A 26,153-nucleotide genomic window follows, 5' to 3' on the forward strand; every position below is an offset into this window, starting at 1 on the left:
ACAATAATGAATTAAAGCGACCCTCTTGGTATGAAATGTTTTAGTTTCCTTTCACTGCTCCTTCTTTTTATTAGCGTTCACGCTGACGCTTCGCCAAGGCTAAACAACCCTGTTTTCCAGTCTCTTTCTACTAAGAATGGTTTGCCGCAAGATATTGTTACTGACATTGAAATAGATGCATCCGGTTTCGTATGGATAGCAACCGAGGGTGGCCTGGTTCGTTGGGATGGTGTTAGAACGCGACGTGTAACCGGCCCTGATAATTCCCTTGTAGACGCTTACATCAATAAGCTGTCGTTACAAGACTGTGATGCGCTGTGGTTTAGCGTTTATGGGCAAGGTGTTTTTTACCTAGATTTGGCAACTCAAGAAGTTGTGCAACTAGAACCCACAGCTTATAAAAATTTCGAAGACTTCACGCAATATGCCCAAGACTTTCACTGGCAAGATGAGGACAATATTGTTATTGCACTCTCTGAGCAAGTGCAGCGCTACAACGTTAAAACCAAAACACTTGAAACTCTCGCCATATTGCCTGATGAAGCGATAAAGAACTTCCAAAGCATTCGCGCTGCTATGGTGGTGGAAAACATTCTTGTAATGGCAACTACTGCAGGCGTTTACACAAAGGTGTTAGGCGAACCCAACTCACCATTGGAAAAGCTAGATTACTTAAACGGTATTGAAGAAAACCTAGACAACGCTAATGCGAAGTTTCTTTTGCATGATGAAGATGAGCGCGTGTGGATATCTACTGTGCAAGGCGTTTATGTTTCCACAGTGAAAGATTTTGTAGGGCAGGTGAGACACAGCGCTGAAAGTCAGTTTAAGGTAGCTATTGCCGATAGAAATGTATGGACAATGGAACAGTTTAAGAACGATGCGTTTTGGGTAGGCACGAACAAGGGCTTGTACATGCTTAGCGATACCGCGACCGGCTGGAAGAGTGAGCATATCCTTGAACCTCACAACGGTTTTACTGAAGTTTCAGACAAAAAAATAACGGCAATCGAAAAAGACGAAACTAACAATTTGTGGTTAAGCTCTGTTTACGCGGGCGCGCTGTATTTCGGTGTTAAAAGTGCCGATATCTACGCTATTCAGAACCAGCGAAGCGGCAAAGAACAAACACTTTCAAGTCCTGTTGTGTGGGCTTTTGCAGAAACTGAGCCTGGTAAAATGTGGGTGGGTACCTCAAACGGGCTTAATAACTACGACTTCTCAACAGGGGAGTCTGAAAAGTATCTTTATGCAGAAGGCGAAAATACCTACGTGGGTGAAGGCACCATTGAACGGATCATTCCCATGCCTACAGGCGAATTGCTGCTTCAAACCTATGACGGTATCAGGCTGTTTAATACGGTAACCGGCGAAACAAGAAGGCCGCCAGTTAGTAGTGGTGCAGAAGAGACTATCTTTGATGCTTACAGTGCAGGCACGACGCTTTCAAGTGATGGCATTTTATATTTTATCGGTAATGAAAATTTTTACGCTTACGATATTGCATCATCCTCAGTAAATACGTTGTCACTAGACCCACGTATTTTCGATATCAATTTCTCTGTAGGCTTTTTGGGTGAGTCAAAATATCACGGAAACCGCTTGTTCTTTGCGACTGAAGGTGGTTTGTGGTTAGTCGATCCAAAAACATTCGAGCATGAGCTTGTTTATCGCTTCTCGGAACAACAGCGTGGTCAGGGACGCTCGATATCATCTTGGGTAATTGATGACATCGGAGTGTTGTGGCTTGCTTATGACAGTGTGGGCTTGATAGGGATAGACGCTGACACGTTTGAGCCGCTTTATAATTTAAACGATACCAACATTCTTCTCTCGAATCTTGTTTATGGATTGCAAAAAGATGAGTTGGGCAATATTTGGTTTAGTTCTCACAAAGGGTTGCACAAGTACGACCCGTCCACAGGCCAGATAAATAACTTTATCTATGGTAGAGAATTAAGTGTTTCTGAATTTAACCAAGGTGCTTTTATTAAGCTAAATGATGGACGCTTTGCCTATGGCTCTACAAGTGGCGCTGTAGTGTTTTCCGCGTCTCAGTTAGAGAGCTTAGAGTCTTCACGCAGCCTTATCAGTAAGCAAACTGCCATCACTCAAGTCGCGGTAGACAACAGGTTAGTGCCACAGCCTATTAAAAACCTACATGAAAGCCATTTCGATTTGGATTATGAGGACTACGGTTTAACCATTCATTTTTCGGCACTCGCAATGTCGGGCATTGGCAAAGTGAAATATTATTATAAGCTGCTTGATAACGACCGCATTGTTACCGAAGGGTTAACTGAAGACGCTAAAATTACCTTCGCTAATATTGAACCCGGTGAGTATGTATTTTCAGTATCTCCAACGCCTGGCAGCTTTGATTTTACCGTGTTACCCGCCGAAATTACCTTGTCCATGCCTTATGCTCCTCTTCGCTCGCCGTTGGCTTATAGTATTTACGCTACCTTACTGGTGGCACTGTTTGTGGCTTACTTACTTTCAAGGCAGCGACAAATTTACCAACTTCAAAGTGCACAACAACAGGTAACGCTTTTTAGTGATGCATTCAGGCAAACTCGCGATTGGGTCTTAATTTTCGATGAAGATAAGCGCTTGGTTGCGGCAAATCCCGCGTTTGAACAGGTATTTGGGTTTAATAAAAGGGAACCTCTTCCTAAGCAGTTAGCAAAGCTATATACACGCTATCCAAATTTAAACCGTCAGCTTTCAGGTAAATTACCTGACATGCAGGGAGGCGATTTCTTCAAAGATGAAGCCGTAATTGATGGAGCTGACGGTAAACGTTACGACGTGCTAATAGACATAACCGCTGTAAGTGGTGAAAGCAACGCGCCAGAGCACTACTTAATTGTTATCTCAGATATTACTGAGCAAAAAAATGCCGAGCGAAAACTACTCAAAATAGCCACCTACGATAATTTAACAGGGTTGGTTAATCGCACGCTTCTGCTCGATAGACTAGAACATGCAATAGGGCTTGCTAGGCATCACAAGCACAGAGTTGCCGTAATGTTCGTCGACCTTGATAGGTTTAAGGGAATCAATGACTCATTAGGCCATGACTATGGCGATAAACTGCTGCGTATTGTGGCAAATCGTATGAGAAATCTAGTTGCCGATTCCGGCACGGTGGCAAGATTGGGTGGCGATGAGTTTGTTATCGTTATCGAGGAAGTAACCAATGATGATGATTTAAGCTCATTTGTAGGGCAAATCATCGACTCGGTTGAAACACCGATATCCCTTGCTGAAGAAGTGTTAAGAGTATCGTGCAGTATTGGTGTGGCATTTTATCCAGAGGATGCCTCTGAGCCAGCTGAGCTTATTAAGCAAGCCGATGTGGCAATGTACACCGCGAAAAAAGACGCACTTAGCGGCTTTACGTATTTCACAAAAGACATGAATGAGCGTGCGAAGACCCGCTTACAGTTAGAGAATAAAGTGAAGAAAGCGTACTCAGAAGATGCCTTCTATAACCACTACCAGCCTATTATTGATGCCCGTTCAAACAAAACGGTTGGCGTGGAATTGCTGCTTCGTGGCACGCTTGAAAGTGAACCTTTATATCCTGATCAGTTCATCCCGGTGTTAGAAGAGCTAAAATACATCATTGAAGTAACGCGCAAAGCCATGCGCCGTTCGGCCGAAGACTTAGCAAACTGGTACAAAGACGGTTTTACAGGTTTTGTGTCGATAAACCTTTCAGCGCTGCATTTTAAAACCGAATTCGATTTGAATGGCGTGTTTGCTTTGCTCGATGAATATGACTTGCCAAAAGAAGCGTTCCGCTTTGAAATCACCGAAGGCGTATTGATGGATGACAGCGACAATGCGTTACGTCAAATTCAGCGCTTTGTTGACGAGGGCTTTGTGCTTGCACTTGATGACTTCGGTACAGGTTACTCATCGTTGAGCTACTTAAAGCGTTATCCGTTATCGGTGCTTAAAATCGATAAAAGCTTTGTTAACGAAATGGCGCCGGGTAATGCGAATGAAGCACTTGTGGCTACCACCATCACCCTTGCCACAAGCTTGAACATGAGCTGTGTTGCTGAAGGTGTTGAGACAAAAGAGCAGGTTGAAGAGTTACTGAAAAAAGACTGTTATTTCCACCAAGGCTATTTTTATGCCAAGCCTTGTACAGCAAACGAGGTTAAACCTCTGCTGTTTAAATCTTGGGTAAATCCGCAATAAACATAGGCTTAGAGAGATGGTTCTATTAAGAGATAGGACCATCATAAATCGAAAGTATCGACTATAAGAAATTTCAATTCTACCCGTTATCCCACGTCGTTCGTCGCATAAGAATGTAAACGCTTGTTTAAAAAGCTTGTTATTCTGTTAAAAATAAGGATTATTAGAAGTCTGTGAAATCATTGTAAAAATGAACTACATTATAACAACAAATGAGTGAACTATGCCGCTAGATATGACAGCAGACGCCAACAGCACGGAAGTAATAAAATCGCCATTAACTATGTTATACCACTGGGAACAAACCCGTGGAGACGAGGTATTTCTTACTCAGCCTATTAAAGGTGAATATCACGACCTAACTTGGAAACAAGTAGGAGAGCAAGCGCGCAGGGTTGCTGCTCGTTTACGTGAAATGGGCTTGCCGAAGGGAAGCCGCATAGGCATTTTCTCAAAGAACTGTGCTGAATGGTTTATCACTGACCTTGGCATCATGATGGCTGGGCATATCTCGGTTCCTATCTTTTCAACTGCAGGTCCAGATACTGTTCAATATGTGCTAAAGCACGCAGACGTACAGCTACTCTTTGTCGGAAAACTCGATAATACGGCAGAGCAAGTAGCTTCTATTCCTAGCGAGTATCTAACGGTAGCGTTCCCATACCCAAATATTGCGACAAAGCAACAATGGGACGAATTTGTAGATATTGAGCCAATTAGCGACATGCCGGTTCAAGACATGGATGATGTTATGACGATCATCTATACCTCTGGTAGCACAGGCCAGCCAAAAGGTGTTGTGCATAGCTATAACACGGCATGCTGGGCAGCGCGTCGCTCACTTGATCAGCTTGGCATCAATAAAAACGATAGAACAATGAGTTACTTGCCACTTGCGCATATTACCGAACGCGTATTGGTAGAACTTTCGAGCTATTATAGTGGTGGTAAAATACACTTTGTTGAAGATCTCTCTACATTCCAGAGAGATGTGGCCCATTGCCAACCAACATTGTTTATTTCTGTGCCTCGTTTGTGGACTAAGTTCCAAATGGGCGTGCTGGCAAAAATGCCACAGAAAAAGTTAGATGTATTACTTAAAATTCCATTCCTAAACAAAGTGGTTGCGAAGAAAATTCGCAATGGCTTGGGCATTAATAATGCGCGTTTGTGGGCAAGCGGTTCAGCACCTTTGGCGCCAGCGGTTATCGAGTGGTTTGCTAAAATCGGTATCAACATTTCTGAAGGCTGGGGAATGACTGAAAATAGTGCATACGGAACGGGAAGTGTGCCTTTCAGACACGATAAAATAGGCTGTATAGGTCGTCCATATGACGGCGTGGATATTCGCACGTCTGAAGAGGGTGAAATTCAGGTTAAGTCTCCATGTAATATGCTGGAATACTATCTAGAGCCTGAAAAAACTGCAGAAGTGTTTACCGAAGACGGTTATCTTCGCACTGGTGATAAGGGCGTTATTGATGCCGATGGCTATGTGAAGATTACCGGTCGTTTGAAAGATATCTTCAAAACGGCCAAAGGCAAATACGTCACACCAGCTCCCATAGAAGCCAAGTTCATGGAAAACCCAATTGTTGAGCAGGTATGTGTTACAGGTAATAACCTACCGCAGCCAGTTGCGTTATTAGTACTTAGTGAAGATGCGCAGAAAAAAGATAAAGCAGGTATAGAAGCGAGCTTGAAGAAAACATTCGATGCCATTAATGCTAAGTTAGAAAGCCATCAGGTAATGGACAGGGTGGTAATAATGAAAAACGAATGGAGTATAGAAAACGACTTGCTTACGCCTACGCTTAAAGTGAAGCGACATGTGCTAGAAGAGCGGTTCGAAGAAATTATTCAGGGGTCTTACAGCGAAAAGCTGGTTTGGGTTGATGCTTAAAAAACCGTAACCTTGCTTCATTCGAAAAAGGCGCTTATTAAAGCGCCTTTTTTATGTGTTTTGAACTACTTGAACGCTAAGCTTAACGCTTAAGCTTGTGGGTAGCGTGCTTTCAAACCATCGTACACTAAGTCACTAAACTCTGGCTTGCTTAAATCTAGCGCATCCATAACTTCTACCAAATGTTCATTATCTTCGCGGCCATTCCACATTTTAATATAGCTGCCTTCTTTATAGCCGTTATCCTGACGGAAGAAGTTAAGCACGTTTTTGCCAACGTACTGGCGGTAAAGTTCATCAGCCGACATATCGCACTGAGTAACAATAAACATGAAAAGCGGAACGCTGAAACGTTTTGCTGCACATAAACCCGTCATTAACTCAAGGTTATCAAGCAGGGACTGCATAGAAGCGTCGTAGTCTTTACCATCGAACGACACCGTTGTATTTCCGCTAGCAAGCTCTGCCGCAATACTCTGCGCCGACGCATCAACATCGCCTTTATAGTCAATAATGCAGGCGCTAAGCGCAAAATGCCATATATCAACAAGCTCCATTTGTAACTGAGGCAAATCTTTTTGTTGTGCCTTCCACCATTTCCAGCCATGGTGCTCTATCGCTTCTACCGACTCTACCATTGCGGCGCGCAAATATCCGTAGCCTGCGTTTAGCCAATCTGGGTTTACCTTTTTATTCATTTTATCTTGTAGGTTTAGCATGGTCGCTAGCTGTTGCGCACTTAACATCGAGGCTCCTGAATTATGATGAACGATAACGCACAAATTGTACTGGATAGCGTAGGGAAGCAAAACCGTTTAATTGAGCAAACCCAAAAATGTCAGTCTCTATTTTAAAAGGGGAGTTCACGTAACCAAAAAATATGTAGGTTGCCGATCAATATTATGGCTTGCTTGCTTTTGGTGCGCTTGCACCACACTTAACGCACAATGTCATTTATACTTTATGTTTAAATTTTTAAGTGCATGATTTATATTGATTTTAATGTTGGCATTGAACCTGCAAAACCTAAAAGTGTTAACAGTGCTATGTGGTAACGCTAACGTGAGTAAGTGCCAGGCAACGCTTTTTCACGTTGTTACTGGATGGCCCGTAAACCTTACCCATACAGATTTTTCGTGTCCTGAGGTCTGTATGGGTTTTTTTTAGCGCATGGTGCTATTCTATTATGTGCATTGTGTTTGTCTCGGCAAAAGATAGCTTTATTTCCCTCTTACCACTTTCTTGAGTTACACTCATTCTACGGTTGTATCTACCTTACAAAACTGGCGTAACTAAGCTTTAGTGAGCTTTGGTTGCGATTTAACGCCATGCTGCATAAAGGATTTTTAGATTGCTCGCGCTTTATCCCTCAAACAAGCTTGAACACTTAAGTTTTCTTCTTACAACGCTACTAAAGCAACAGCCTACGGGTATTTTTGTACCCGAGACCATTTTGGTTGAAAGCCCTGGTATGCAGCATTGGATAAGCATGCAGCTTGCCCGCGAGCAGGGTGTGGCAATGAATATCGACTTTCCTTTACCAGTGCGCTTTATGTGGAATACCGCGCGCACTGTGTTAGGCAGTGATACCGTACCTAAACAGTCACCTTATCGACGGGAAGTGTTAACGTGGCGAATAGATAATTTGCTGCAAGATAAATCGTTGATAGATACGCCCGCGTTCGAGCAAGTAACAAAGTACTGGGCAACGGCGGGAAACGAGCAAGAACAAGGTGTTCAAAGGTTACAATTAGCCACTGCATTGGCCGATGTATACGAGCAATATCTGCTTTACCGACCCGATTGGTTGTTTGCATGGGAAAATAACGAACGTGTTGTGTTTGATGACATGGAAGTGTGGCAAAGCGAAATATGGCGAGAACTGACTAAAAGCCAGCCGCTGCACCCTGCGCGTTTACACCAGATGACCCTTGAAGCACTTGAGGCGGGGAATGTTCCAGATAACTTACCTCAGCGTGTCATTGTATTTGCCATTAATACTATGGCTCCTCAGCTCATTGCATTCTTTGACGCCCTTGCAGCACATATCGATATTCACATTTTCCACCTTAACCCCAGCGTAAACTATTGGGGTGATGCAAAAAGTAACGCCGAGCAAGCCAGGCAGCTTCGTACCGAAGGCCTTGATAAGTGGATGGAACAAGATCAGTCAAACCCTTTGTTGGGTAATTTAGGTAAGCAAGGCAGAGAGTTGTTTAATTTACTTACCGAGTTAGACACGTTTGAAATTAGTGCTTTTGATGCACCGCGATTCAGTGAACCCCCAATTAGTAACAGTGCCGATATTAATGACGCCAATAGCGAGCACGGTTTTAGTTTACTCGACTACATTCACGACGATGTACTTCAGGCTATTAAACCCGTTTCAAACCGCGCTATAAAGCCTGACGATGACAGTGTAACCGTAATGTGTGCGCATTCAGCGTTGCGCGAAGTGCAAGTACTTCACGACCATCTTCTGCATTGGTTATCTCAGGATCCTTCGCGTACACCGTCCGATATATTAGTGATGTGTCCGGCCATAGAAAACTACGCTCCTTTTGTAGACACTGTTTTTCATCGTGTTGGCACAAAGCCACTGCAAGATAACGGTCCCGTGCGTTTACCATGCTCAATTGCCGACAGAAGCCCTATGGATGCCGAGCCACTTATTGCTGCGTTTATGGCACTTTTACAGCTACCTGATAGTCGGTTTGGTGTGTCGGATGTAATGGATTACTTGCAGTTAGATGCAGTTCAGCAGCGCTTCGATGTGTCGCAAGACGATATTGATCAAATGACGGTATGGCTAAAGCAAGCGCACATACATTGGGGCTTAAACGCAGGCCATAAGTCAATAGTGTCTGAAAATGAAGCGTGTGACGATACTTACAGCTGGTGGTGGGGCATCCGCCGATTGCTAATGGGCATGCTGGCGCCCGACAGTGAAATGAAAGTAGAACACCTACTTACTATTCCAGATGTTGAGGGGCAAAGTACCCTGACATTAGGAAAACTGATAGATGTAATTCAGTTGCTGGGAGAGTTTTCTACATCGTTGACCGTAGCGAGAACGCCAAGCGAGTGGGGACGCGATTTAATAGCACTTCGTGATGCCTGTTTTAAGCCCACCCGAGAGCAAGATCAAAGTTGGGATTTAATAGCAAAAGTTGCGGCGGACCTGGCTGCGCGCTGTGAAGAGGCCGATTACAGCCATAAGCTAACACTTCGCCAAGTGAGAGAGCTACTGTTAAATAGATTTTCATCGCCTGATGCTGGCAACCACTTTATGACGGGGCAAGTAACGGTATGTTCTATGCTCCCCATGCGTAGTATTCCGTTTAAAAAAGTGTGTATTTTAGGGCTGAACGACAGCGAATTCCCGCGTAAATCTACTCCCTTAGGGCTCGATTTAATGGCAGGCCCTGAGCGGCGCCTTGGCGACCGCTCTCGTCGATTGGAAGATCGCTACTTGTTTCTCGAAGCAATAGTGTCGAGCCGTGAAGGCCTATATCTAAGCTACCAAGGTAACGATGTAACTAATAACAGTGAGCGCCAGCCCAGCTTAGTACTGGCTGAGTTTCTTGAAATGCTAGAAATAGGCTATAACGTTGAGTTACCTCATTATGTGAAACACGCCGCGTTACATCCGTTTAGCGAAACTGCCTTTGCAGGCAGTATACCTAGTTACGAAACGGGTTGGCTTCGGCTTGCGCAAGCGCTAAAACAATCAAAAGGCAATGTTGACGAGGGCGTAATTAATGCAAAGAACACGTCACCTGCTATTGAAATACCTACCGAGTTTGATGGTCAAGCGCGCTTCAGTGCCAGTCAGATTGCACGAGCGTTTGACGACCCTCTAGATTATTTTGCTACACAGCGATTAGGCGTTAACTTGTCACAATCGTTTACATTGCTTGAAAACAGTGAACCCTTCGAAACCAATGCGCTGGTGCGTTATCAAGTGCTAGACGCTATTTTTTCTTCGCCAAGTAGAGCCGTTTCAACAGAGCAAGTTAACAGCTCACAGCATTACAGTGAACAAGTTGTCGAATTTGCGGCACTTAGGGGTGACATACCAAATAACCCTGTTGCCAAAGAAGAACTTAAAATGTGGAAAGAAGGTGCGTTAGCGCTAAACCAAGCAATGGGGCCACATGACGCCGACCTTAAAACAGCTGTATTTACTGGGCAACACATCACCATAACTGCCAATGCTTACGCCGCTAGCGACGCGCTGGTGTTGCTGAGTGCGGGTAAAGTAAACGTAAAACGCGCTCTTGAGTATTTCATCACGCAATTAGTATTTTGCGCACAGGGCGCAGAAGGCCATTATCAACACTATCCACTAGATGTGTTTTTCTGCGATTGGGACAAAGGTGATATTAAATTGATGAAGCGTCATTACACTCCGTTTGACGCCGAGACAGCGAAAGATGTATTGCTATTTATTGAGCATCTTTTCGTAGCGCTTTATTCGTCGCCAACACCAATGTATAGCAGCTTGTTCGCAGAAATTGTTCCGGGCAAGAGAAAGTCAGACAGCGCAGCCATCGTGGCAGAAATTCAACCGCCCCTTTTTGGTGAATTGTCTCAACAATGTTTGCAAACCTACAACGACATGCAAGGAACTGCATCAAGCGAGAATGCTCAAAAAGCAGCAGATGTTTTGCGCGATATCACCGACTTTCTTCACGGATCATCTGCTGAAAAAGCAATTAAAACCTGGCTACAGTCTACAGGTCAATTTAGCGCTGATATGGTAAATAACCCTTATCTTAAGTGGCTATTTCCTGATGGCGTAACCTGGACTGATATGCCAGCACAGCACGCTTTTGTGTTGTTTTCCATGGTGGCAAATGCTGCACAAGAGGAGACATTGTAATGACGAACAATGCCAAATTACTTGATGTAGTGAACATGCCGCTGCGCGGTAGACACCTGATTGAAGCCAGTGCTGGCACAGGAAAAACATTTAATATTACTCGCCTTTATTTACGTTTGTTGTTAGAGGAAAAGCGCAGCGTAAAAGAGATACTAGTGATGACATTCACTAAAGCGGCGACAGAAGAGATAAAAGGTCGTGTGGCGAAAACGCTGCGTGAAGCCACGCATATATGGCAGCAAGCAAAACACAATGACAATGTCATTGATGACGATTGTGACGACGTGTACAAGCATCTGTTCAACAACAACGATATAGATGAATGTTTGTCGCGACTGCACGCGGCGCAGCTAGAACTTGACGAAGCGTCAGTGTTTACCATTCATGGGTTTTGTCAGCATGTTATTGCACAAATGGCTTTTAACAGCGGTTTCGCCATGACGTTAAACCTAGGTAATGATACCAGCGAGCTTTATCTGCAGGCGGCAGAGGACTTTATACGCCAAATCAGTAACGATGAAGAAAGCTTTATGTTATTGGCGCAGTCTGGCTGGCATGTGCCAGAGCGGTTGTTGAACGACTTCAATGGCAGCATTAGAAGCACACTAACGCCTAACTTGCTCGACGAAGCGCAAATTCAAACCGCATTTGTCACAGGCTTAAACAGTAACGAAGGTACTGCACTTTACGTTTTCAGCGATATGCTTCGGGCAATTGAAGACAATGAGCAGCTGCTTCACGAACAGCTAATAAAAACACCAGCGCACAAAAAAGAGCGCCCGCAGGAGCTTGAGGCCCTAAAGCTATGGCTGCAACAGCGAATAGATAAACAAAATTATGAGGTTGCTCCCGCCTCGGCACAGGCTTTCCTTGATGCTAGGCGATATGCCCGTAATAAATCTGGTGTAAAAGAGTTGCTTACGCCTATCAAAACACTGGTAAAAGCCATTGATGCCGCGGTTGAAGAACGCGATGCCGCGCTGTCGCAAATCCCCGTGTTTAAGTTAGTTAACGATGCCATTTTATTTATAAAGCAGCGCGTCGCTAAACAGAAAAAACAGTTGGGACTTATCGATTTCGATGATCTTATTCGCATGCTTGCAGATGAAGTAGTGAAACCTAACAACACACTGGTGCCACAGCTTCGCAAGCGATTTCCGGTAGCGCTTATCGATGAGTTTCAAGATACAGATGCCAACCAGTACGCCATTTTAGACGCTGTATATGAAAACGCGCCGAGCAATGAAGTACCGACAGCGGATTTAGCTTCCAATCATAAAAGTGAGTCTTCTAACAGTGCGTTACTGATGATTGGCGATCCTAAACAGGCAATTTATCGCTTTCGCGGCGGAGATATATTTACCTACCTTAAGGCGGGGAGACAAGCCGATTATCGCTGGGTGATGAACACGAACTGGCGCTCGGTTGAAGGCATGGTGAAAGCCTATAATCGCCTGTTTTATGGTGCGCCTGTTGCCAATAATCAATCGTCAGATGTTTTTGGGTTTGATATTCAATACACACCCGTTGAATTCACAAGCAAAGCCGCTGCCGCTAAAACGCCGCTTGTCGATACACACGACGAACGCAAGTCAATGAACTACGTAGCCATGTACTTGCAAGACAAGCAAGACACCACTTCGATGCGTCGAGGAATGGCGCAATGGATAGCACAAGAAATCTATCGCCTTTTGAACGAAGCGCATTTTCAAACAGAAACAACACGACCTGTTCGTCCTGCTGATATTGCCATTTTGGTAAAAGACAGAGGTGAAGCCAACATCATTAAATACGTGCTGCAGCAGAAGGGGCTTAGCACCGTTTATCTAAGCGACAGAAGTAATTTATTTACGTCGCCAGAAGCTAAAGACGTACTGCGTTTACTCAATGGTATTTGGCATGCAAGCGATACACGTAAAGTAGCATCTAGTTTAGCATCGGCACTGTGGGGTTATAGTGCGCAAACGCTTATTTCGCTGTTGTACCAAGAAGATGATGCTCTGTGGGATGAGGCCTTTGAAAAAGTACTAATGCTCCGCGATATGTGGCTTCAAAAAGGCTGTATGAGTGTGTTGCTTTACTTGCTGAAAAACAGCTATGTACCGCATGGTGGTGATGTTGAACGGGCTCTGACTAACTATCAGCACTTAGCAGAAGTGCTTGAGAAAGCGAGCACCACGCACTCAAGACCCGAGCAATTACTAGACTGGCTAAATAAACAAATTCACCAGCCAGACAGCAATGAAGAGCTAACGCTTAGGTTAGAAAGCGACAATCAGCTAATTCGTTTAATTACTCAGCATGGTTCAAAAGGATTGGAATACCCCATTGTTTTTGTGCCGTTTGCTACGTCATATAAAGACGCGGCGCGTAACGGTAAATCAATGTCGCATATTTTTACCTATTACGACGAAGAAAAAGAAGACTTACAGCTACAGTTAGGGCAAACCAAACAGGCGATAGCGCGGGTTCGAGCCGAAGGTGAAGCGGAAGATATGCGTCTTACTTATGTGGCCGTAACACGCGCCGCGCATCGATGTTACATGGGCGTACTACCGTTAGATGGAAACGAGAAAAGCGCTTTAGGGCGTGCAATGAAAATAGGCGAAGCGCGTGATGATACTGGCGAACCGGTTAGTTGGGAAGACGCGTTAACGCTTCTCGATAGCGAACATGACGCCCATGCTCGCTATATAAATGCCGATGAGTTTAATGAAGTGTATAGCGCCTTTGAACAACACCAAAATATTGATGCGTTGCACGCTCAGCAGTTTACTGGCACAGCCAGTGAGGATTGGCGACTATATTCATTTTCAGCGCTTAGCCGACTTACTCAGTTCGCAGGTGGAGCAGCTTCACACAACAGTAAAAATATTGGCGAAGCAAACACTCAAAACATCCCTAGCATTCCTATAGTGCAGACACAGCGCGACGAAGAGGTGTACTTTGAAGACGTGCCGTTTAACAGTGTTTTTGAAAATGACAGGTTAGACAAGAACCAGCTTCGTTTTACTTTGGAAAAAGGTGCAAGTGCAGGTAACTTGCTGCACGATTTACTTGAACACAACGATTTTAGTGCCCCCGAATGGGAAGAAACAGGTGGTGAGTTGGTGACGCGATTTGGGCTTGAGCAACGTAGTACACCACAGTTATACGAATGGCTTGATGAAGTATTGCAAACGCCGCTGTACCCTAACATGCTGTTTTCTATGAGCGACTTGCCGCTTGATAAGACGTTGCGAGAGGCCGAGTTTTATTTTCCTATGAATGACAGCCGGTGGCAGGGGTTACGTTCGGTGCTTAAAGCGCATCGACAAGACGTTGCACAAATATTGAATACAGAGGCACAAGATACACCACAGCTTCTTACCCCTTCGTTGCAGGGCATGATGCACGGGTATATTGATTTAATCTTCGAGCATGAGGGAAAGTATTATGTGGCGGATTATAAGTCTACTTGGCTTGGCGATACCGTCGACAGCTACACACCGTCGGCACTGTTTGAAAACAATCAACATCACCTTTACGACCTTCAATACCTTATTTATTGCTTAGCACTGCACCGATATTTAAAGCAATCACTACCCAATTACAGCGCCACTGAACATTTTGGCGGCGTGTATTATCTGTACTTACGTGGAATGCACCCAGAAAATGAAAAGGGTGAGGGCGTGTTTTATTCGCCTATCACACCCAATATTCTCAATGCACTTGATAGTGTTTTTAGTACTAACGATTTCAGTAGCAACGTTTTCAATAACAATGAGGCTGAGGAGACAGCAGAATCTGTAAACACATCAGAGCAAGAAGAAAAGCAGCCAGCAGATAAGCTTTCTTCGCCCATTTCCGAAGGTGGCCAGCAGCAGCTTTTGTTCGATGATGAATGGGAATAAGAATGACCGCGACAACAACACAACATTCTACACCTAGCAAAAAGCTAATTCTCTCGGCACTTTTTCAGCGGTTACATGGTATTGAAGCCATTGATAAATTTGTTGCAGAAGAGTTTGCCACTCTGCCTGAACTTAACGCTGATGATGTTGAGCTTTGGGGCGCATTACTGGTTACGTTGTCTTTCATGCAGCGAAATGGGCACAGTTGCCTAAGCTTGGCGGAACTTGCAGATAAGCGCATGTTCGATGAGCCAGAAACAAGTATCGATAATGCACAGCAACAAAAATTAAATGCCACAGATGATGCTTTAGAAGAGGAGAACCAAGAGCGTTTAAAAGGTATTGTATTTCCCGCACTTACCCCGCTTATTAAATGTGTAAAAAACGCCCTTGAAAACCAGACGGTTGCCCAATTGTTTGTGTATCAAGAGGGGCGTTTGTACAGCCGTCGCTACTTCGATTTTGAACGTGAAGTCGCTTCAAGTATTGTGCAACGAACGGCCCTTGAAGTGTTAGATGAAACAGCAACAACACGCGTAAAAGCGCTATGGCCGCAGATGTTTCCCACATCAGAGGTACTTCAACAAGATTGGCAGCAGGTGGCAGTTGCAAAAAGTATTGCACAGCGTTTCAGCGTAATAAATGGTGGCCCGGGCACGGGTAAAACCTACACGGTTTTACGTTTGTTGCTTGCGCTTCAAGCTGTTGATGAAAACATAAACATTGTGCTGGCAGCGCCCACGGGCAAAGCGCAGCAACGTATGACGGAATCAATAGTTAGTAACATTGAAGGGTTGCGTGGCTTAGTACCTGAAGAGACACTACAAAAAGTACCTACAGACGCCGTTACGATTCACCGCTTGCTAGGACTTCGTGAGCATACGGTAGCAACCAAATTTGGCACAAATAATACGTTAAACCTTGATGTGTTAATCGTAGATGAAGCCAGTATGGTGGATTTGGCGCTTATGGCGCGCATAATGCGGGCGTTACCTGAGCATGCGCGTTTATATTTTATTGGCGATGCTGATCAATTACCCGCAGTAGAGCTTGGTAACGTGCTTGAGCAACTTGTTGAAGGCAATGTGACATCGAAGTTAGAGCTAGTAGGAAGCGACGACAGTGATCAGCTAAAAGGGAAAGCGCTGAGCGAGACAGACTTAAACAGTGCAGAACAGCTAGGAGCGGTACCAACTGATATGCGCCAGCACATTGTGTCGCTTTGCCCTCATTTGCCTTTATTACCTGTTAATGAGAGTGCCAAAACATGGGTATCTACTCTACAAGCTCCTCAACGTTTCAAAGGTCAGGTAGCAGAGGTGGCCACCGCTATACAGCAGGGCGATGCAGTAAAGGCATTATCTTCCCTCACACCAAAAAACGTATTAAGCAATAAAGCACAGCTATTGTTAACAGAAGGCGTTCATTTAATGTCCGAGGGTGTTAACAATTCAGAGCTATTAAAGCAGTTAGCCAAAGAAAGCTTTACAGATCTATTTGCACCACCGCTAAAAGAAAACGGTCTGCCGTTTGGGCCAGCAGACGCACTTGCCTTGTTAAACGCCGTTCGCTGGCTTACGCCAATGCGCAAGGGGCCTATGGGGGTTGAAGGCTTAAATGCATTAGTATTTGATGCGATTAAGCACAAAATAAAACGAAGAGAAGGGCAGTTTTATCAAGGCCAACCCATCATGATAGTTAAAAATCACCACCCACAGCGACTGTCTAATGGTGAGGTTGGCGTAATTTGGCCAGATAAATGCGGAAAGTTACAAGCGTGGTTTGAAGCACCAGAAAGTAGTGTAGAAAATGGGGCTGAACGTGGCGTGCGTCATATTTCTTTGTCGCGTTTGCCACAATTTGAAACTGTGTTTGCTATGACCATCCACAAATCACAAGGCTCAGAATTTAAGCATGTGGTGTTAATTCTGTCTGATGCACCCAGTGATATAGCAGCTAACTTGTTACATCGAGGCTTGGTGTACACCGGATTAACGCGTGCTAAGAAAGGATGTTTAATCTTAGCCAAGCAGCACACATTAACCACTATGATTGAAAAAGTAGACAAGCGTTTTTCAGGCCTTTCTCAAGCCATAAATGTGCTAGAAGCCAATAGGCAGCGCTAATACAACGTGAAGTAAATCCAAAAGAGTGAAAGGCACAAAGAGTGCGGTGCCAAGGCTAGAGTGGACAGAATAAAAACACACCGTGTTTGTGAATAGATCCTAGTTCGCGCCCCATAAGGTAAATACGGGTTGGAAGCGTCGTACGCAGAACGCCGCAGTCTGCACGTAAGAATTGGGAGGGTAAAAGCACTGACCCCTTCTCGCGTTGATTCAAGTGCGCAGCCTGTAACTCTCTTGCAGCTTTATGTTCATTCGATGATTGCAGGTGGTGCTCTGTTTCATGCTGAACCCCATATTCCACGTTGAAGTGAGACAAGCCAGTGTGGTCTACCCATCCAATGATGTTATGTGGGCGAACGATAAAGCTCGCAAATTCAAACATGCTACTGTGCAGCGTAATGTTAGCGCCGAACACTGGCTTCGTTTCTATAGCAACCTGCGTAGTGGGTTTAACACAAAGTTTGTAAAGGCTGTGAGCCTCCGCCTTAATGCTGGTATTTGCATCGGTATCACCAATAATAGAAAGCATGCGCTTAGCCTTGTGCAAAGGGAGTAATGTTATTGTGGTTAAACATCGAATTGCATGCGTTGATGTGGATCAAAATTGCTTGGTGTAATGTCAAGGTAGCGTTTAATATCGGCGCGAAAATGCGATTCTGGCTAAGTTCGCCCGCAAGACGTAGGCATTTCAACTTAACCATGGGGGCTGCTACAGCTGCTACGCTTTTATTCATTTTGTAATAGTTGTTGGTGTGGGTTTGCTTTGATAAGAGACGTGAAGAAAAGGCCAACACATGAAATAATAAACCCAATTCAACGCAGTGGAATATTTAGGTAGTGACAAAAGCAACACAGACTGTGTCGGTAAGCTTCCGCTTACTAAAATTAGATATGATGCAAGCCTATACCTTCAAAAAAGAAATCAACGGTGCCTCTTTTTATAAGTTAGATAATGAAAACATTTTTGTGGGCACAGTGCCGCTAAATGATGACTTGTTTGATGAACTAAACGATTTTGTCATTCGCCAACAAATTCAATATGACGATTGTGATATTTACGTTGAAAGTACGGTAAGCGCTGCCAGCACTGGAATAGAAGTGCCACGAGTAGTGAACAGAATGTTGAAGTACATAGACTGCAAGCTAAGCTACGGTATTGCCAGCTATCAACATTAATGCGGGCAACAGTAAGGTAATACAATCACAATGAATAAAGTTCACCCCAAGAAGTTGCTACACAGCAAATGGACGGCAGTTAGCCCATTTAATAAAGAAAAGCATTTTATGGTAACGTCAGTAGAATTTGACGACGATAACAACGTAATTGACTGTGTTGTTGAAGCTGTGATGTCGAAGAACGAATACCATATAGCATGGCGAGACTTAAACAACATTTCGCAGTGGCGTCAGGGTTGGAAGTAGGGCTATACATTACGGTATAGTTTTCAACAGCATGGGATGCACGCATATCAACACATGTACCAACACCAAAACCAAGATCAATACCTACTTAACTGGGAATACAAAGCATGGAAGTGAAGTACGTAGAGCAACAACACATTCGCGGTTTTTCTACCATAACTAATAATGAAGCTGAAATGACGCCGGGCAAAGGAAAGATCCCAGCGTTATGGCAAAAGTTTGATAATACTATTCCTGTTAATTATCAAGGTGGAGAACGCGTTTATGGTGTTTATTCAGACTACGAGTCGGACCATACTGGTCACTTCAGGGTACTTGCTGGCTTCGATGGTAGTCTTGATGATAAAACGTTATCTGAAGGTGTGAAGGTAGAAACTGTAACCATACCAAGCGGGAAATATTTAGTGTTCAGCCACAAAGGCGAGATGCCACAAATTGCCATAGACACATGGGCATCAGTTTGGCAGTACTTCACTGAAGGCAAACCTGAACACACGCGTACCTTCGGTGTAGACTTTGAACACTACCCAAACGCAAATCAGATTGATGTGTATATTTCAGTTACGTAGTTAAGCCAAATTCCAGCGTAAAACTATATTGCCGTTAGCCAACGTAAGAACGCTTTCTTATCAGAAAGGGTTTGAAAGTGAATGTTTTTCAGCTGAAAACTGTCTTTAAACACAACGTTGAGTTTGTTAGCAGATATAGCGGTGATGGGGGGACGAGCGTTTATTCTGTCACCATTATAATGATAAATCATGATTTTTAGTCTTATTGTAGATTGGTCAGTTTATTAGAATTGTCTTACAGAGTGTTGTTTAGCGTAGATATTTTATGGGAAGTGGTGAGCTGAAATAAAAAAGGCCAGCTAGCACTAGCCTTTTAAAAAGAACGTTAATTAAAGTGCAACAACGTTTGCTGCTTGTGGTCCTTTTTGACCTTGTTCAATAACAAACGACACTTGCTGTCCTTCAGCAAGTGATTTGTAACCTTCAGAAGCAATTGAGCGAAAATGAACGAAAACGTCTTTGCCACCTTCAGTAGGTGTTAAAAAACCAAAACCTTTCTCTTCATTGAACCACTTTACTACGCCAGTAACTGTGTTAGACATATTTGAAACCTTTTATTAATTAAAAAACAGTATCGGTATTGAACCGAAAGAACTCTAGATAAACCACGTAAAACATTAACCAATAGAGCAAATGGATATACAAGTTCGACCTAAATTAATAAAAGAAGAAAAAGAAGTACAAAATGCAGTAGTAGATAAAGCTTTAAATTTCTAAAGCCGGTGCACAGTACGCTATAAAAGTAGGTTTGTATATAAATATATTTTTGATGATGTATAAAAGAGGTTAATTCATAATATCGATATTATTTTTCAGTTCTTATGATTTAACTCTGATCAATTCATCACAAGTAAACTTATAAAGTACACATAATTCTTTGCCGCTTTAGGAAACAACATGAATAAAAAGCAAGGTAGCTTGTTATCCGTAGCACTACTTTTAGCAAGCTGCATGTCGCTGGTATTTGCAAAAACCGAGTTTCAAAAGCTTCCAGAAGGCAACTATCAGGTAGATTTAACTCACGCCAGTATTGTTTGGAAAGTAAGCCATCTTGGGCTTTCAAATTATGTGGCGCGGTTTGCAAAATTTGATGCAAGCATAAACTATAACCCTCAAGACATCGAAGCTTCTACAGTAGCTGCTTCTATCGACCCAATGTCGATACAAACCGCGTTCCCCAATCCTGAAGAAAAAGACTTCAACAATACATTAGCTACCGATAGCGGTTGGTTTAATGCGGGTGAATTCGCTAGCATCGACTTCGTTTCTACAAGCATTAAAATGAACACCGAAACTACAGCAACAATGAAAGGCAACCTTACATTTTTAGGTATTACCAAACCTGTAACATTGGCCGTTACGTTAAATGGTGCAATGGCTCGACAGCCTTTTTCAGGAAAGCCAACCATGGGTTTCTCAGCGACTACCACCATTGATAGAACGGCGTGGGGAATGGATAAATATGCGCCCATGATAGGCACCGATGTTGAAGTAATGATTGAAGGCGAGTTTTTCAAAAACGATGAATAAACCTGCTCGCTACCATTCTTTCGCTATTGTGCTTCATTGGGCAATGGCCCTAGGCGTTGCCTTTATGATTGGCTCTGGCTTGTATATGGTAAATGGCGATCTGCCAAAAGCACAGCAATTCGACTTGTACCAAATTCACAAAGCGTCTGGCGTGGTGGTGTTGTGGGCTGTGGCATTACGAGTAGTGCTGCGGTTTATGTTACCTCGTCCCGCACTTCCTAGTTCAATCCCGCCCACTCAAAGGCGCAAAGCGGCTTATGGCCATGTAGCACTTTATTGCCTTCTGTTTATTATTCCTATTGCCGGGTGGGTAATGGTTTCGGCAAGTCCTTTCGGCTTGCCAACGTTTGTGTTTTTTGACTGGCTTAAGTGGCCGCATATACCGGGAATTGCTAGAAATAAAACGGTTGAAGGTATAGCAAATGCCGCGCATTGGTATGGCATGTTGGCGCTTGTAATGCTTTTATGTGCGCATATTGGGGCGGTTGTTTTACATAAAATTAAGCACAGTGAAAACTTACTAAAAAGAATGTGGTGGTAAATACATGCGAATTATAACAATGCTAATGTACTGTATTCTCTCATGCAGCGCGCTTGCCGAGACTATAAAAATTGATTCGAAAAATGCGAGTTTGCAGTTTTCTGGCGAGCATGCGGGTAGGGCGTTTACTGGTAAATTTAATGAATGGCAGGCCACGCTGATGTTGCCTCCAGAAACTGAACCGCGAATAGAAGCGCAGTTTTCATTAGCATCTGCTGAAACTGGCAATGCAATGTACGATGAAACCTTGGTTGAAGACGACTGGTTCAATGTCAAAAACACACCAACGGCGAAGTTTGTTGCATCAGACATCGCTAAAACTGACAGCGGCTACATGGTAAAAGGCGAGCTTTCTTTACGTGGTATTTCACACCTAGTGACTTTTGCGTTAACACGAAACCAAACAGGCCTAAGCGCAGAATTTGACATAGACCGCCTGGCCTTTGGAATAGGCAAAGAGTCTGACCCTGACGCAGAGTGGGTGAGTCGAGAGATTGGGTTAAGGTTAACTATTCCAAAATAGGGGGCTTTCAAATTAGAGCGTTAAGGAGAAAGTAAAAAACCTTGATGGTGATGACGTTATCTGTAACTATCGAATGGGACGCAAAGACCTTCGAAATAACAAGGAGTTACCATGGCATCACAATTCAGGGATTTTATCAGTGGTTTTAAGAAAATAGGCACCTATACCACGGTCGCTGTTGTGCTGTTTTTAGGCGCTAGTCATTTTCATACTGTTGCTGCTCCTACGCAGAATGAAGAAGCTAACGAAGTAACCGTTATTAAAAGAGCAATGCCCAAGTACCCTCAATAAGCGGTAAAAAACGGCTTAGAGGGCGCTGTTTTAGTAAGCTTTAGTATAGAAAAAGACGGCAATGTGTCAGACATTCAAGTTGAAGCGTCTGACAAAGATGGGCTGTTTGATGCAAGTGCAATACTTGCAGTGCAAAGGTGGGTTTTTACCAAACCTAGCAAAAAAATCAGAAACAATTACGTATCGCTAGAGTTTGCCCTTACTGATAACCCTGATACTACGTTCTTTAGTAATGTTGAAATAATTCAAATCAAAGGTAGCTGATGTAGGTTTGGTTCAAAATTTCATACGACGCCGATAGAAGTCTTATCGGCATCTTTGTTCAATCAAGGAGCGGTCGTTCACAAGTGTCGATTTTAGTGAATATACCCGACCCCTATGTGCCAGAAGCTCCCGTTCAATTATTTGTGATTAAACGGCAGAGGGGGTACTAGAGCAGCCCTTCAATTAAAAGCAGTGAAACTCCAGCAATTCGCTTGAAGCAGTCTACAATACTACCAACCCTATAGGCGAGAAACTCAGATTAGTTATGAGTTTATACAATTTGAAGTGTTGTTCTCAGCCCCGCCCGTTTTCCCAAAAACTAGCTTCTTATGTCGTCTGCTGAATCAAAGCTGCAGCATGTTTAATGGCTTTTCGAATTCTATGATAGGTACCACAGCGGCAGATATTGTCGCTCATAGCTTCATCAATGTCACGATCGTTGGGATTGGGATTAGACTCTAATAGTTTGACGGCGGTTAAAATTTGTCCCGCCTGACAAAACCCACACTGAGCGACATCTTCGTTTATCCATGCTTCTTGCACCGGATGCAGAATATCATCGACCGCAAGCCCTTCAATAGTGGTTAGCGATGCACCTTCCACTTCTTCCATCGGAACAATACATGGGCGAACTAGCTCACCGTCTTTAAAGATAGTGCAAGCGCCACACACGCCAACACCGCAACCATATTTTGGGCCAGTAATACCAAGTCGATCACGCAAGAGATACAGAAGCTCATCATCGTTTTCAGCGTCGATAGAAACCGGGTTATTGTTAACATTAAATGTAATTTGTGGCATGAATTAACCCTCTGGATAGAAGTCACGAAGTGGAAAACGACGTGGTGCGATACCCGTCGCCCTGGCAAATGCGTTGGCTATCGCCGCTGCCGCCGCAGGCACTACCAACTCGCCTGCACCTCCCGGTGTTTCTCCGTTAGGCGGCATAAAGTGCACTTCAATTTTTGGTGGCGTGTTGCGCATTCGAGCAATCTCAAAATCGCCATAACTGCTCTCGCGTATTGCGCCATTGTCGAGGTGTAAACTGGTGCGAATCATGTAGGTAATGGCATCGGTTGCCGCACCGATAACTTGCGCCTCTAGGCCGGTTGGATTCAATACTCGGTTCACGTCCAGCGCAACAACAATCTTAGTGACTTTACATTCTTTCTCCGGATTTTTGAACGTTTGTAATTCAACAAGCACTGCGGCTCGAGACTTATACTCTTTATGTAACCCGAGGCCCTGGGCACGTCCTTTTTTCATTCTCCTTCCCCACTTGCCCTCTCGAGAAACTTTCCGCAAGACAGATTTGGAGCGCTCATCATCCAGCATTTGTAATCTGAACTGGCATTCGTCCTCGTTCATTGCGCGTGCCAATTCGTCAACAACTATCTCGTTTGCGACGGCAGCTGTGCCAGAGTAGATGCCGCGCCAAGAGGAGGTTGGCACAACGAATTTTTTTTCGTTTAGCAGCAAGGAAGTTGCACCAAACTTATATTGCACTAGTTGCGTTGAGTGCCAGACTGTCTGGCTGAAAGCAGCGGGAGCTAATTCTCCTCCCAATGCAGTAATACCGTCGCCAAAGCCATGTTCGAGATCCAATTCAGCGGTTGCAGCGCGATGGTCAAACGACAACACTTTTTTGCCTATTAAAAAACCTCTAGTGTAAGTCGCTTTTACGTTGTGCAAGCTGAGCGGTCGTGCGCGGCCAAACTTTGTATCGTCCTGTCGGGTAAACATAAGTTTGATGGGGCGGTTTACAATTTGTGAAATACGCGCGCCTTCAACTGCTGCATCAAAAAATAAGCGACGGCCAAATGAGCCGCCGCTCTGAATTACATTCACCTCAACGTCAGTGGGTAAGACTCCAAGTTCACGCGCAATTTTAGCTTGTGCTGCAAGTGGCGTCTTGGCGCCAGTCCATACCCTGATCTTTGAGCCGGTTGCATCGGCAACTGCTGTCATGGTTTCCATAGGGGCATGTGCCAAATAAGGAAAGATGAACTCGCCGCCAACAGAATCGGTAGCCAGAGGAATATTAGGTAAGGTTGGCAGGTTTATCGCACGTAACTGCTCAATGACCTCGGCATCAGACAGGTGTTCGGCAGCACCCACACTCCATGAAATTTTAAGTGCATCACGTGCCCGAAAAGCTTCGCCAAAGGAACGCGCAACAACTGCCACGCCAGAGGAATTTGCATCAACATCCAATGGAACTTCTTTGATGGCAAGGACACCGGGCAGGCCTATTGCCTCAGAATCGTCAAACGTGACCACGCAACCCCCTAAGCTGGGTGGCCTAGCGACCACAGTGGGCATCGCGTCTGGTATGTCGAGGTCCATCGCGAAATCTAGTTTGCCGGTAACAATATCGCGCGCGTCAGCCCGCTTTTGCGGCGTACCGATAATTTTGTATTGAGACGGGTCTTTAGGCTTTGCCAGTCGAGCTGCATCGTTGCGTCCCTCAACACCTGCGGTGAGCTCAGAGTAAGCAATGCGGTTGCCATTGTTATCAATTGCAAAGCCAAGTTCTGTACTAATTTCGTTCACAGAAATCCCGAAATGCACTGCGGCTGACAATTTTATCTTATGTAACAGCGCTGCCGCGACCTTGCGCAACGGATCCCAAAGAGAGGTTACGGCGTGAGAGCCTCCTGTAATTTGACCAGTCGCTCGCCTGATTTCTGCCGGAGATAAAGTCGCATCAATTGAGGACATTTCAACGTCCAGCTCTTCGGCAAGAATCATCATTGCAGCAGTTAATATACCTTGCCCTACCTCCATTCTTGGAAGCTCAAAACGGACACGGTTATCACTCGTTATCTTAATTAAATAATCGTAGTAGAAAGGGTCACCGGAGATAAGCAACAGATCTGTTAAATCCAGTTCATCTGCAAGTTCCGGTATTCCTAACAATCGGGCGTTGGCATCCTGAGGACGTATAGCTCCGCTAGTTATATGTAACGCAACAGCAAAACTCGACCCCTTAAGCATGTAACCAATAAACTTTCTTCGTCCGGTGTTTTCCAACTCGACAATGTGTTCGTCATCACTACCGGATTGATCATGTTTTTGTGAGGAGGTAATCGTCTCTATTTGTTCTGCATGGTTGCTTTTTGTCATAAATTCTCCGTTTCAGGTCAAGACCTTCAATCGTTAACTTAAGCTTAAGAAAAGTCGTTTATTTAACGTAGAAATTTGCAGCTTGCTACATAAATGTTAATGAGATGCTAACATTGCGTACACTTTATTAAGCGTTAATAATAATTAATACTAAAGTAGGGGGATCCCCTTATTGTAATAGCGACTTTACTCACTGCGAACACGATTTTCTTGAGCAAAAGGGCAGAAGCTCAACACGGCCCGTGCTGGCTAATGGATAACTATCCGCCAGGGCATTGCTGGCTGCCATCAACGTGCCATCGCTGATTAAGGACGGAGCATAAGAAACAGTAACGCCATACTAGGCACAATGGCAGACGTATTTGATTCTGGTATGTTTTCCTGATGGGTGTTTTGAAGAAAAGATGAAATGAGTTGTCGCCAAAATAATTCAGTGAACTGAACTGTGTACTAAATTTCTAAATGAGATTTGTGGAAGTTCTTGCCTCAACATATTGTATGTTCAAGCTCTCGCATGTTTTGCAACTTATGCATCAAAGTCAAAATCTCGTTAGATGGTGTAGTCGTCAAACACTGCGGTTTGTGCAGATTCGAAAATCTGCTGGGCTCGACAAGTATTGGCGGTAATCGGAGAGTCTAATTTGTCTAAATGCATTATTAATTTGTTGATGTCCGCTTGATTGAACGGTCATCAGCAGTAATACAAGGAACTATGGTCTCAAAGCACTTATTATCATTTTTTACGTTTTGATGAATGTTTTCCATCTAGAGATCTGAGACCACGACCGAAGTTCAAGGAAATTTTCTGAATATCCGCTCCTTGTCTGAATCTGACCAGCGAAGAAGATATTCCAATGTCCGATTA

The 26,153-nt window shown here is 44.1% G+C and carries 17 protein-coding genes and 1 pseudogene; 13 read left to right on the forward strand and 5 right to left on the reverse strand.

What is annotated here, in order from left to right; genetic code table 11:
- Nucleotides 1–30 precede the first annotated feature (30 nt).
- The gene (locus tag V7R35_RS11395; protein WP_334014957.1) at nt 31–4,215 is read left to right on the forward strand and encodes an EAL domain-containing protein; all 4,185 of its coding nucleotides are present in this window, start codon (nt 31–33) and stop codon (nt 4,213–4,215) included.
- Nucleotides 4,216–4,438: 223 nt separating this feature from the next.
- Nucleotides 4,439–6,118, forward strand: coding sequence for an AMP-binding protein (locus V7R35_RS11400; RefSeq protein ID WP_334014958.1), 1,680 nt, complete (start codon nt 4,439–4,441; stop codon nt 6,116–6,118).
- Between the two features lie 89 nt (nt 6,119–6,207).
- Here the strand turns inward: V7R35_RS11400 and V7R35_RS11405 are convergent, their stop codons facing one another.
- On the reverse strand, nt 6,208–6,864 hold the full coding sequence (locus tag V7R35_RS11405) for a dUTP diphosphatase (RefSeq protein ID WP_334014959.1): 657 nt from the start codon (nt 6,862–6,864) through the stop codon (nt 6,208–6,210).
- A gap of 605 nt (nt 6,865–7,469) precedes the next feature.
- Here V7R35_RS11405 and recC point away from each other — a divergent pair.
- Genes recC through recD form a run of 3 tightly spaced genes read left to right on the forward strand, consistent with a single transcriptional unit; the run spans nt 7,470 to nt 17,022 of the window.
- Nucleotides 7,470–11,003: an exodeoxyribonuclease V subunit gamma gene (gene recC / locus V7R35_RS11410; protein ID WP_334014960.1), complete on the forward strand. Its 3,534-nt coding sequence runs from the start codon at nt 7,470–7,472 to the stop codon at nt 11,001–11,003.
- Nucleotides 11,003–14,896, forward strand: a complete 3,894-nt coding sequence (gene recB / locus V7R35_RS11415; RefSeq protein ID WP_334014961.1) for an exodeoxyribonuclease V subunit beta — start codon at nt 11,003–11,005, stop codon at nt 14,894–14,896. Before recC ends, recB begins: the two co-directional genes overlap by 1 nt.
- A 2-nt stretch (nt 14,897–14,898) precedes the next feature.
- Nucleotides 14,899–17,022 (forward strand): exodeoxyribonuclease V subunit alpha, encoded by a 2,124-nt coding sequence (recD, locus tag V7R35_RS11420; RefSeq protein ID WP_334014962.1) that lies wholly within the window; start codon nt 14,899–14,901, stop codon nt 17,020–17,022.
- 55 nt (nt 17,023–17,077) lie between these two features.
- Here the strand turns inward: recD and V7R35_RS11425 are convergent, their stop codons facing one another.
- Entirely contained in the window at nt 17,078–17,551 is a 474-nt protein-coding gene (locus tag V7R35_RS11425; RefSeq protein ID WP_334014963.1) for a hypothetical protein, read from the reverse strand.
- A 308-nt stretch (nt 17,552–17,859) separates the two neighbouring features.
- Here V7R35_RS11425 and V7R35_RS11430 point away from each other — a divergent pair, with 308 nt between their 5' ends.
- From V7R35_RS11430 to V7R35_RS11440, 3 genes are all read left to right on the forward strand, one after another.
- Complete coding sequence (locus tag V7R35_RS11430; RefSeq protein ID WP_334014965.1) at nt 17,860–18,198, forward strand: hypothetical protein; 339 nt, start codon at nt 17,860–17,862, stop codon at nt 18,196–18,198.
- A 30-nt stretch (nt 18,199–18,228) separates the two neighbouring features.
- On the forward strand, nt 18,229–18,444 hold the full coding sequence (locus V7R35_RS11435; RefSeq protein WP_334014966.1) for a TIGR02450 family Trp-rich protein: 216 nt from the start codon (nt 18,229–18,231) through the stop codon (nt 18,442–18,444).
- A 107-nt stretch (nt 18,445–18,551) separates the two neighbouring features.
- A complete protein-coding gene (locus V7R35_RS11440) occupies nt 18,552–19,013 on the forward strand; it encodes a GyrI-like domain-containing protein (RefSeq protein WP_334014967.1) in 462 nt (153 codons plus the stop codon).
- Nucleotides 19,014–19,342: 329 nt separating this feature from the next.
- Here the strand turns inward: V7R35_RS11440 and cspE are convergent, their stop codons facing one another.
- On the reverse strand, nt 19,343–19,555 hold the full coding sequence (gene cspE, locus V7R35_RS11445; protein ID WP_334014968.1) for a transcription antiterminator/RNA stability regulator CspE: 213 nt from the start codon (nt 19,553–19,555) through the stop codon (nt 19,343–19,345).
- A gap of 355 nt (nt 19,556–19,910) precedes the next feature.
- On the opposite strand from cspE, the gene V7R35_RS11450 reads away from it, so the two are divergent.
- The 5 genes and pseudogenes from V7R35_RS11450 to V7R35_RS11470 all read left to right on the forward strand — a co-directional run.
- Nucleotides 19,911–20,543 (forward strand): YceI family protein, encoded by a 633-nt coding sequence (locus tag V7R35_RS11450; protein WP_334014969.1) that lies wholly within the window; start codon nt 19,911–19,913, stop codon nt 20,541–20,543.
- Entirely contained in the window at nt 20,536–21,084 is a 549-nt protein-coding gene (locus tag V7R35_RS11455) for a cytochrome b (protein WP_334014970.1), read from the forward strand. Before V7R35_RS11450 ends, V7R35_RS11455 begins: the two co-directional genes overlap by 8 nt.
- A 4-nt stretch (nt 21,085–21,088) precedes the next feature.
- A complete protein-coding gene (locus tag V7R35_RS11460; protein ID WP_334014971.1) occupies nt 21,089–21,607 on the forward strand; it encodes a YceI family protein in 519 nt (172 codons plus the stop codon).
- Nucleotides 21,608–21,718: 111 nt separating this feature from the next.
- Entirely contained in the window at nt 21,719–21,898 is a 180-nt protein-coding gene (locus tag V7R35_RS11465; protein ID WP_334014972.1) for a hypothetical protein, read from the forward strand.
- 12 nt (nt 21,899–21,910) lie between these two features.
- Nucleotides 21,911–22,162 (forward strand): annotated as a pseudogene (locus V7R35_RS11470) (energy transducer TonB); the annotation flags it as partial.
- 327 nt (nt 22,163–22,489) lie between these two features.
- Here V7R35_RS11470 and V7R35_RS11475 read toward each other — a convergent pair.
- Together V7R35_RS11475 and V7R35_RS11480 are read right to left on the reverse strand one after the other, a co-directional pair.
- Nucleotides 22,490–22,963, reverse strand: a complete 474-nt coding sequence (locus V7R35_RS11475; protein WP_039218518.1) for a (2Fe-2S)-binding protein — start codon at nt 22,961–22,963, stop codon at nt 22,490–22,492.
- Nucleotides 22,964–22,966: 3 nt separating this feature from the next.
- Complete coding sequence (locus V7R35_RS11480) at nt 22,967–25,288, reverse strand: molybdopterin cofactor-binding domain-containing protein (RefSeq protein ID WP_334014973.1); 2,322 nt, start codon at nt 25,286–25,288, stop codon at nt 22,967–22,969.
- Between the last annotated feature and the right edge of the window lie 865 nt (nt 25,289–26,153).

It is taken from the genome of Alteromonas sp. S167, from assembly GCF_036864375.1.
Classification (GTDB): domain Bacteria; phylum Pseudomonadota; class Gammaproteobacteria; order Enterobacterales; family Alteromonadaceae; genus Alteromonas.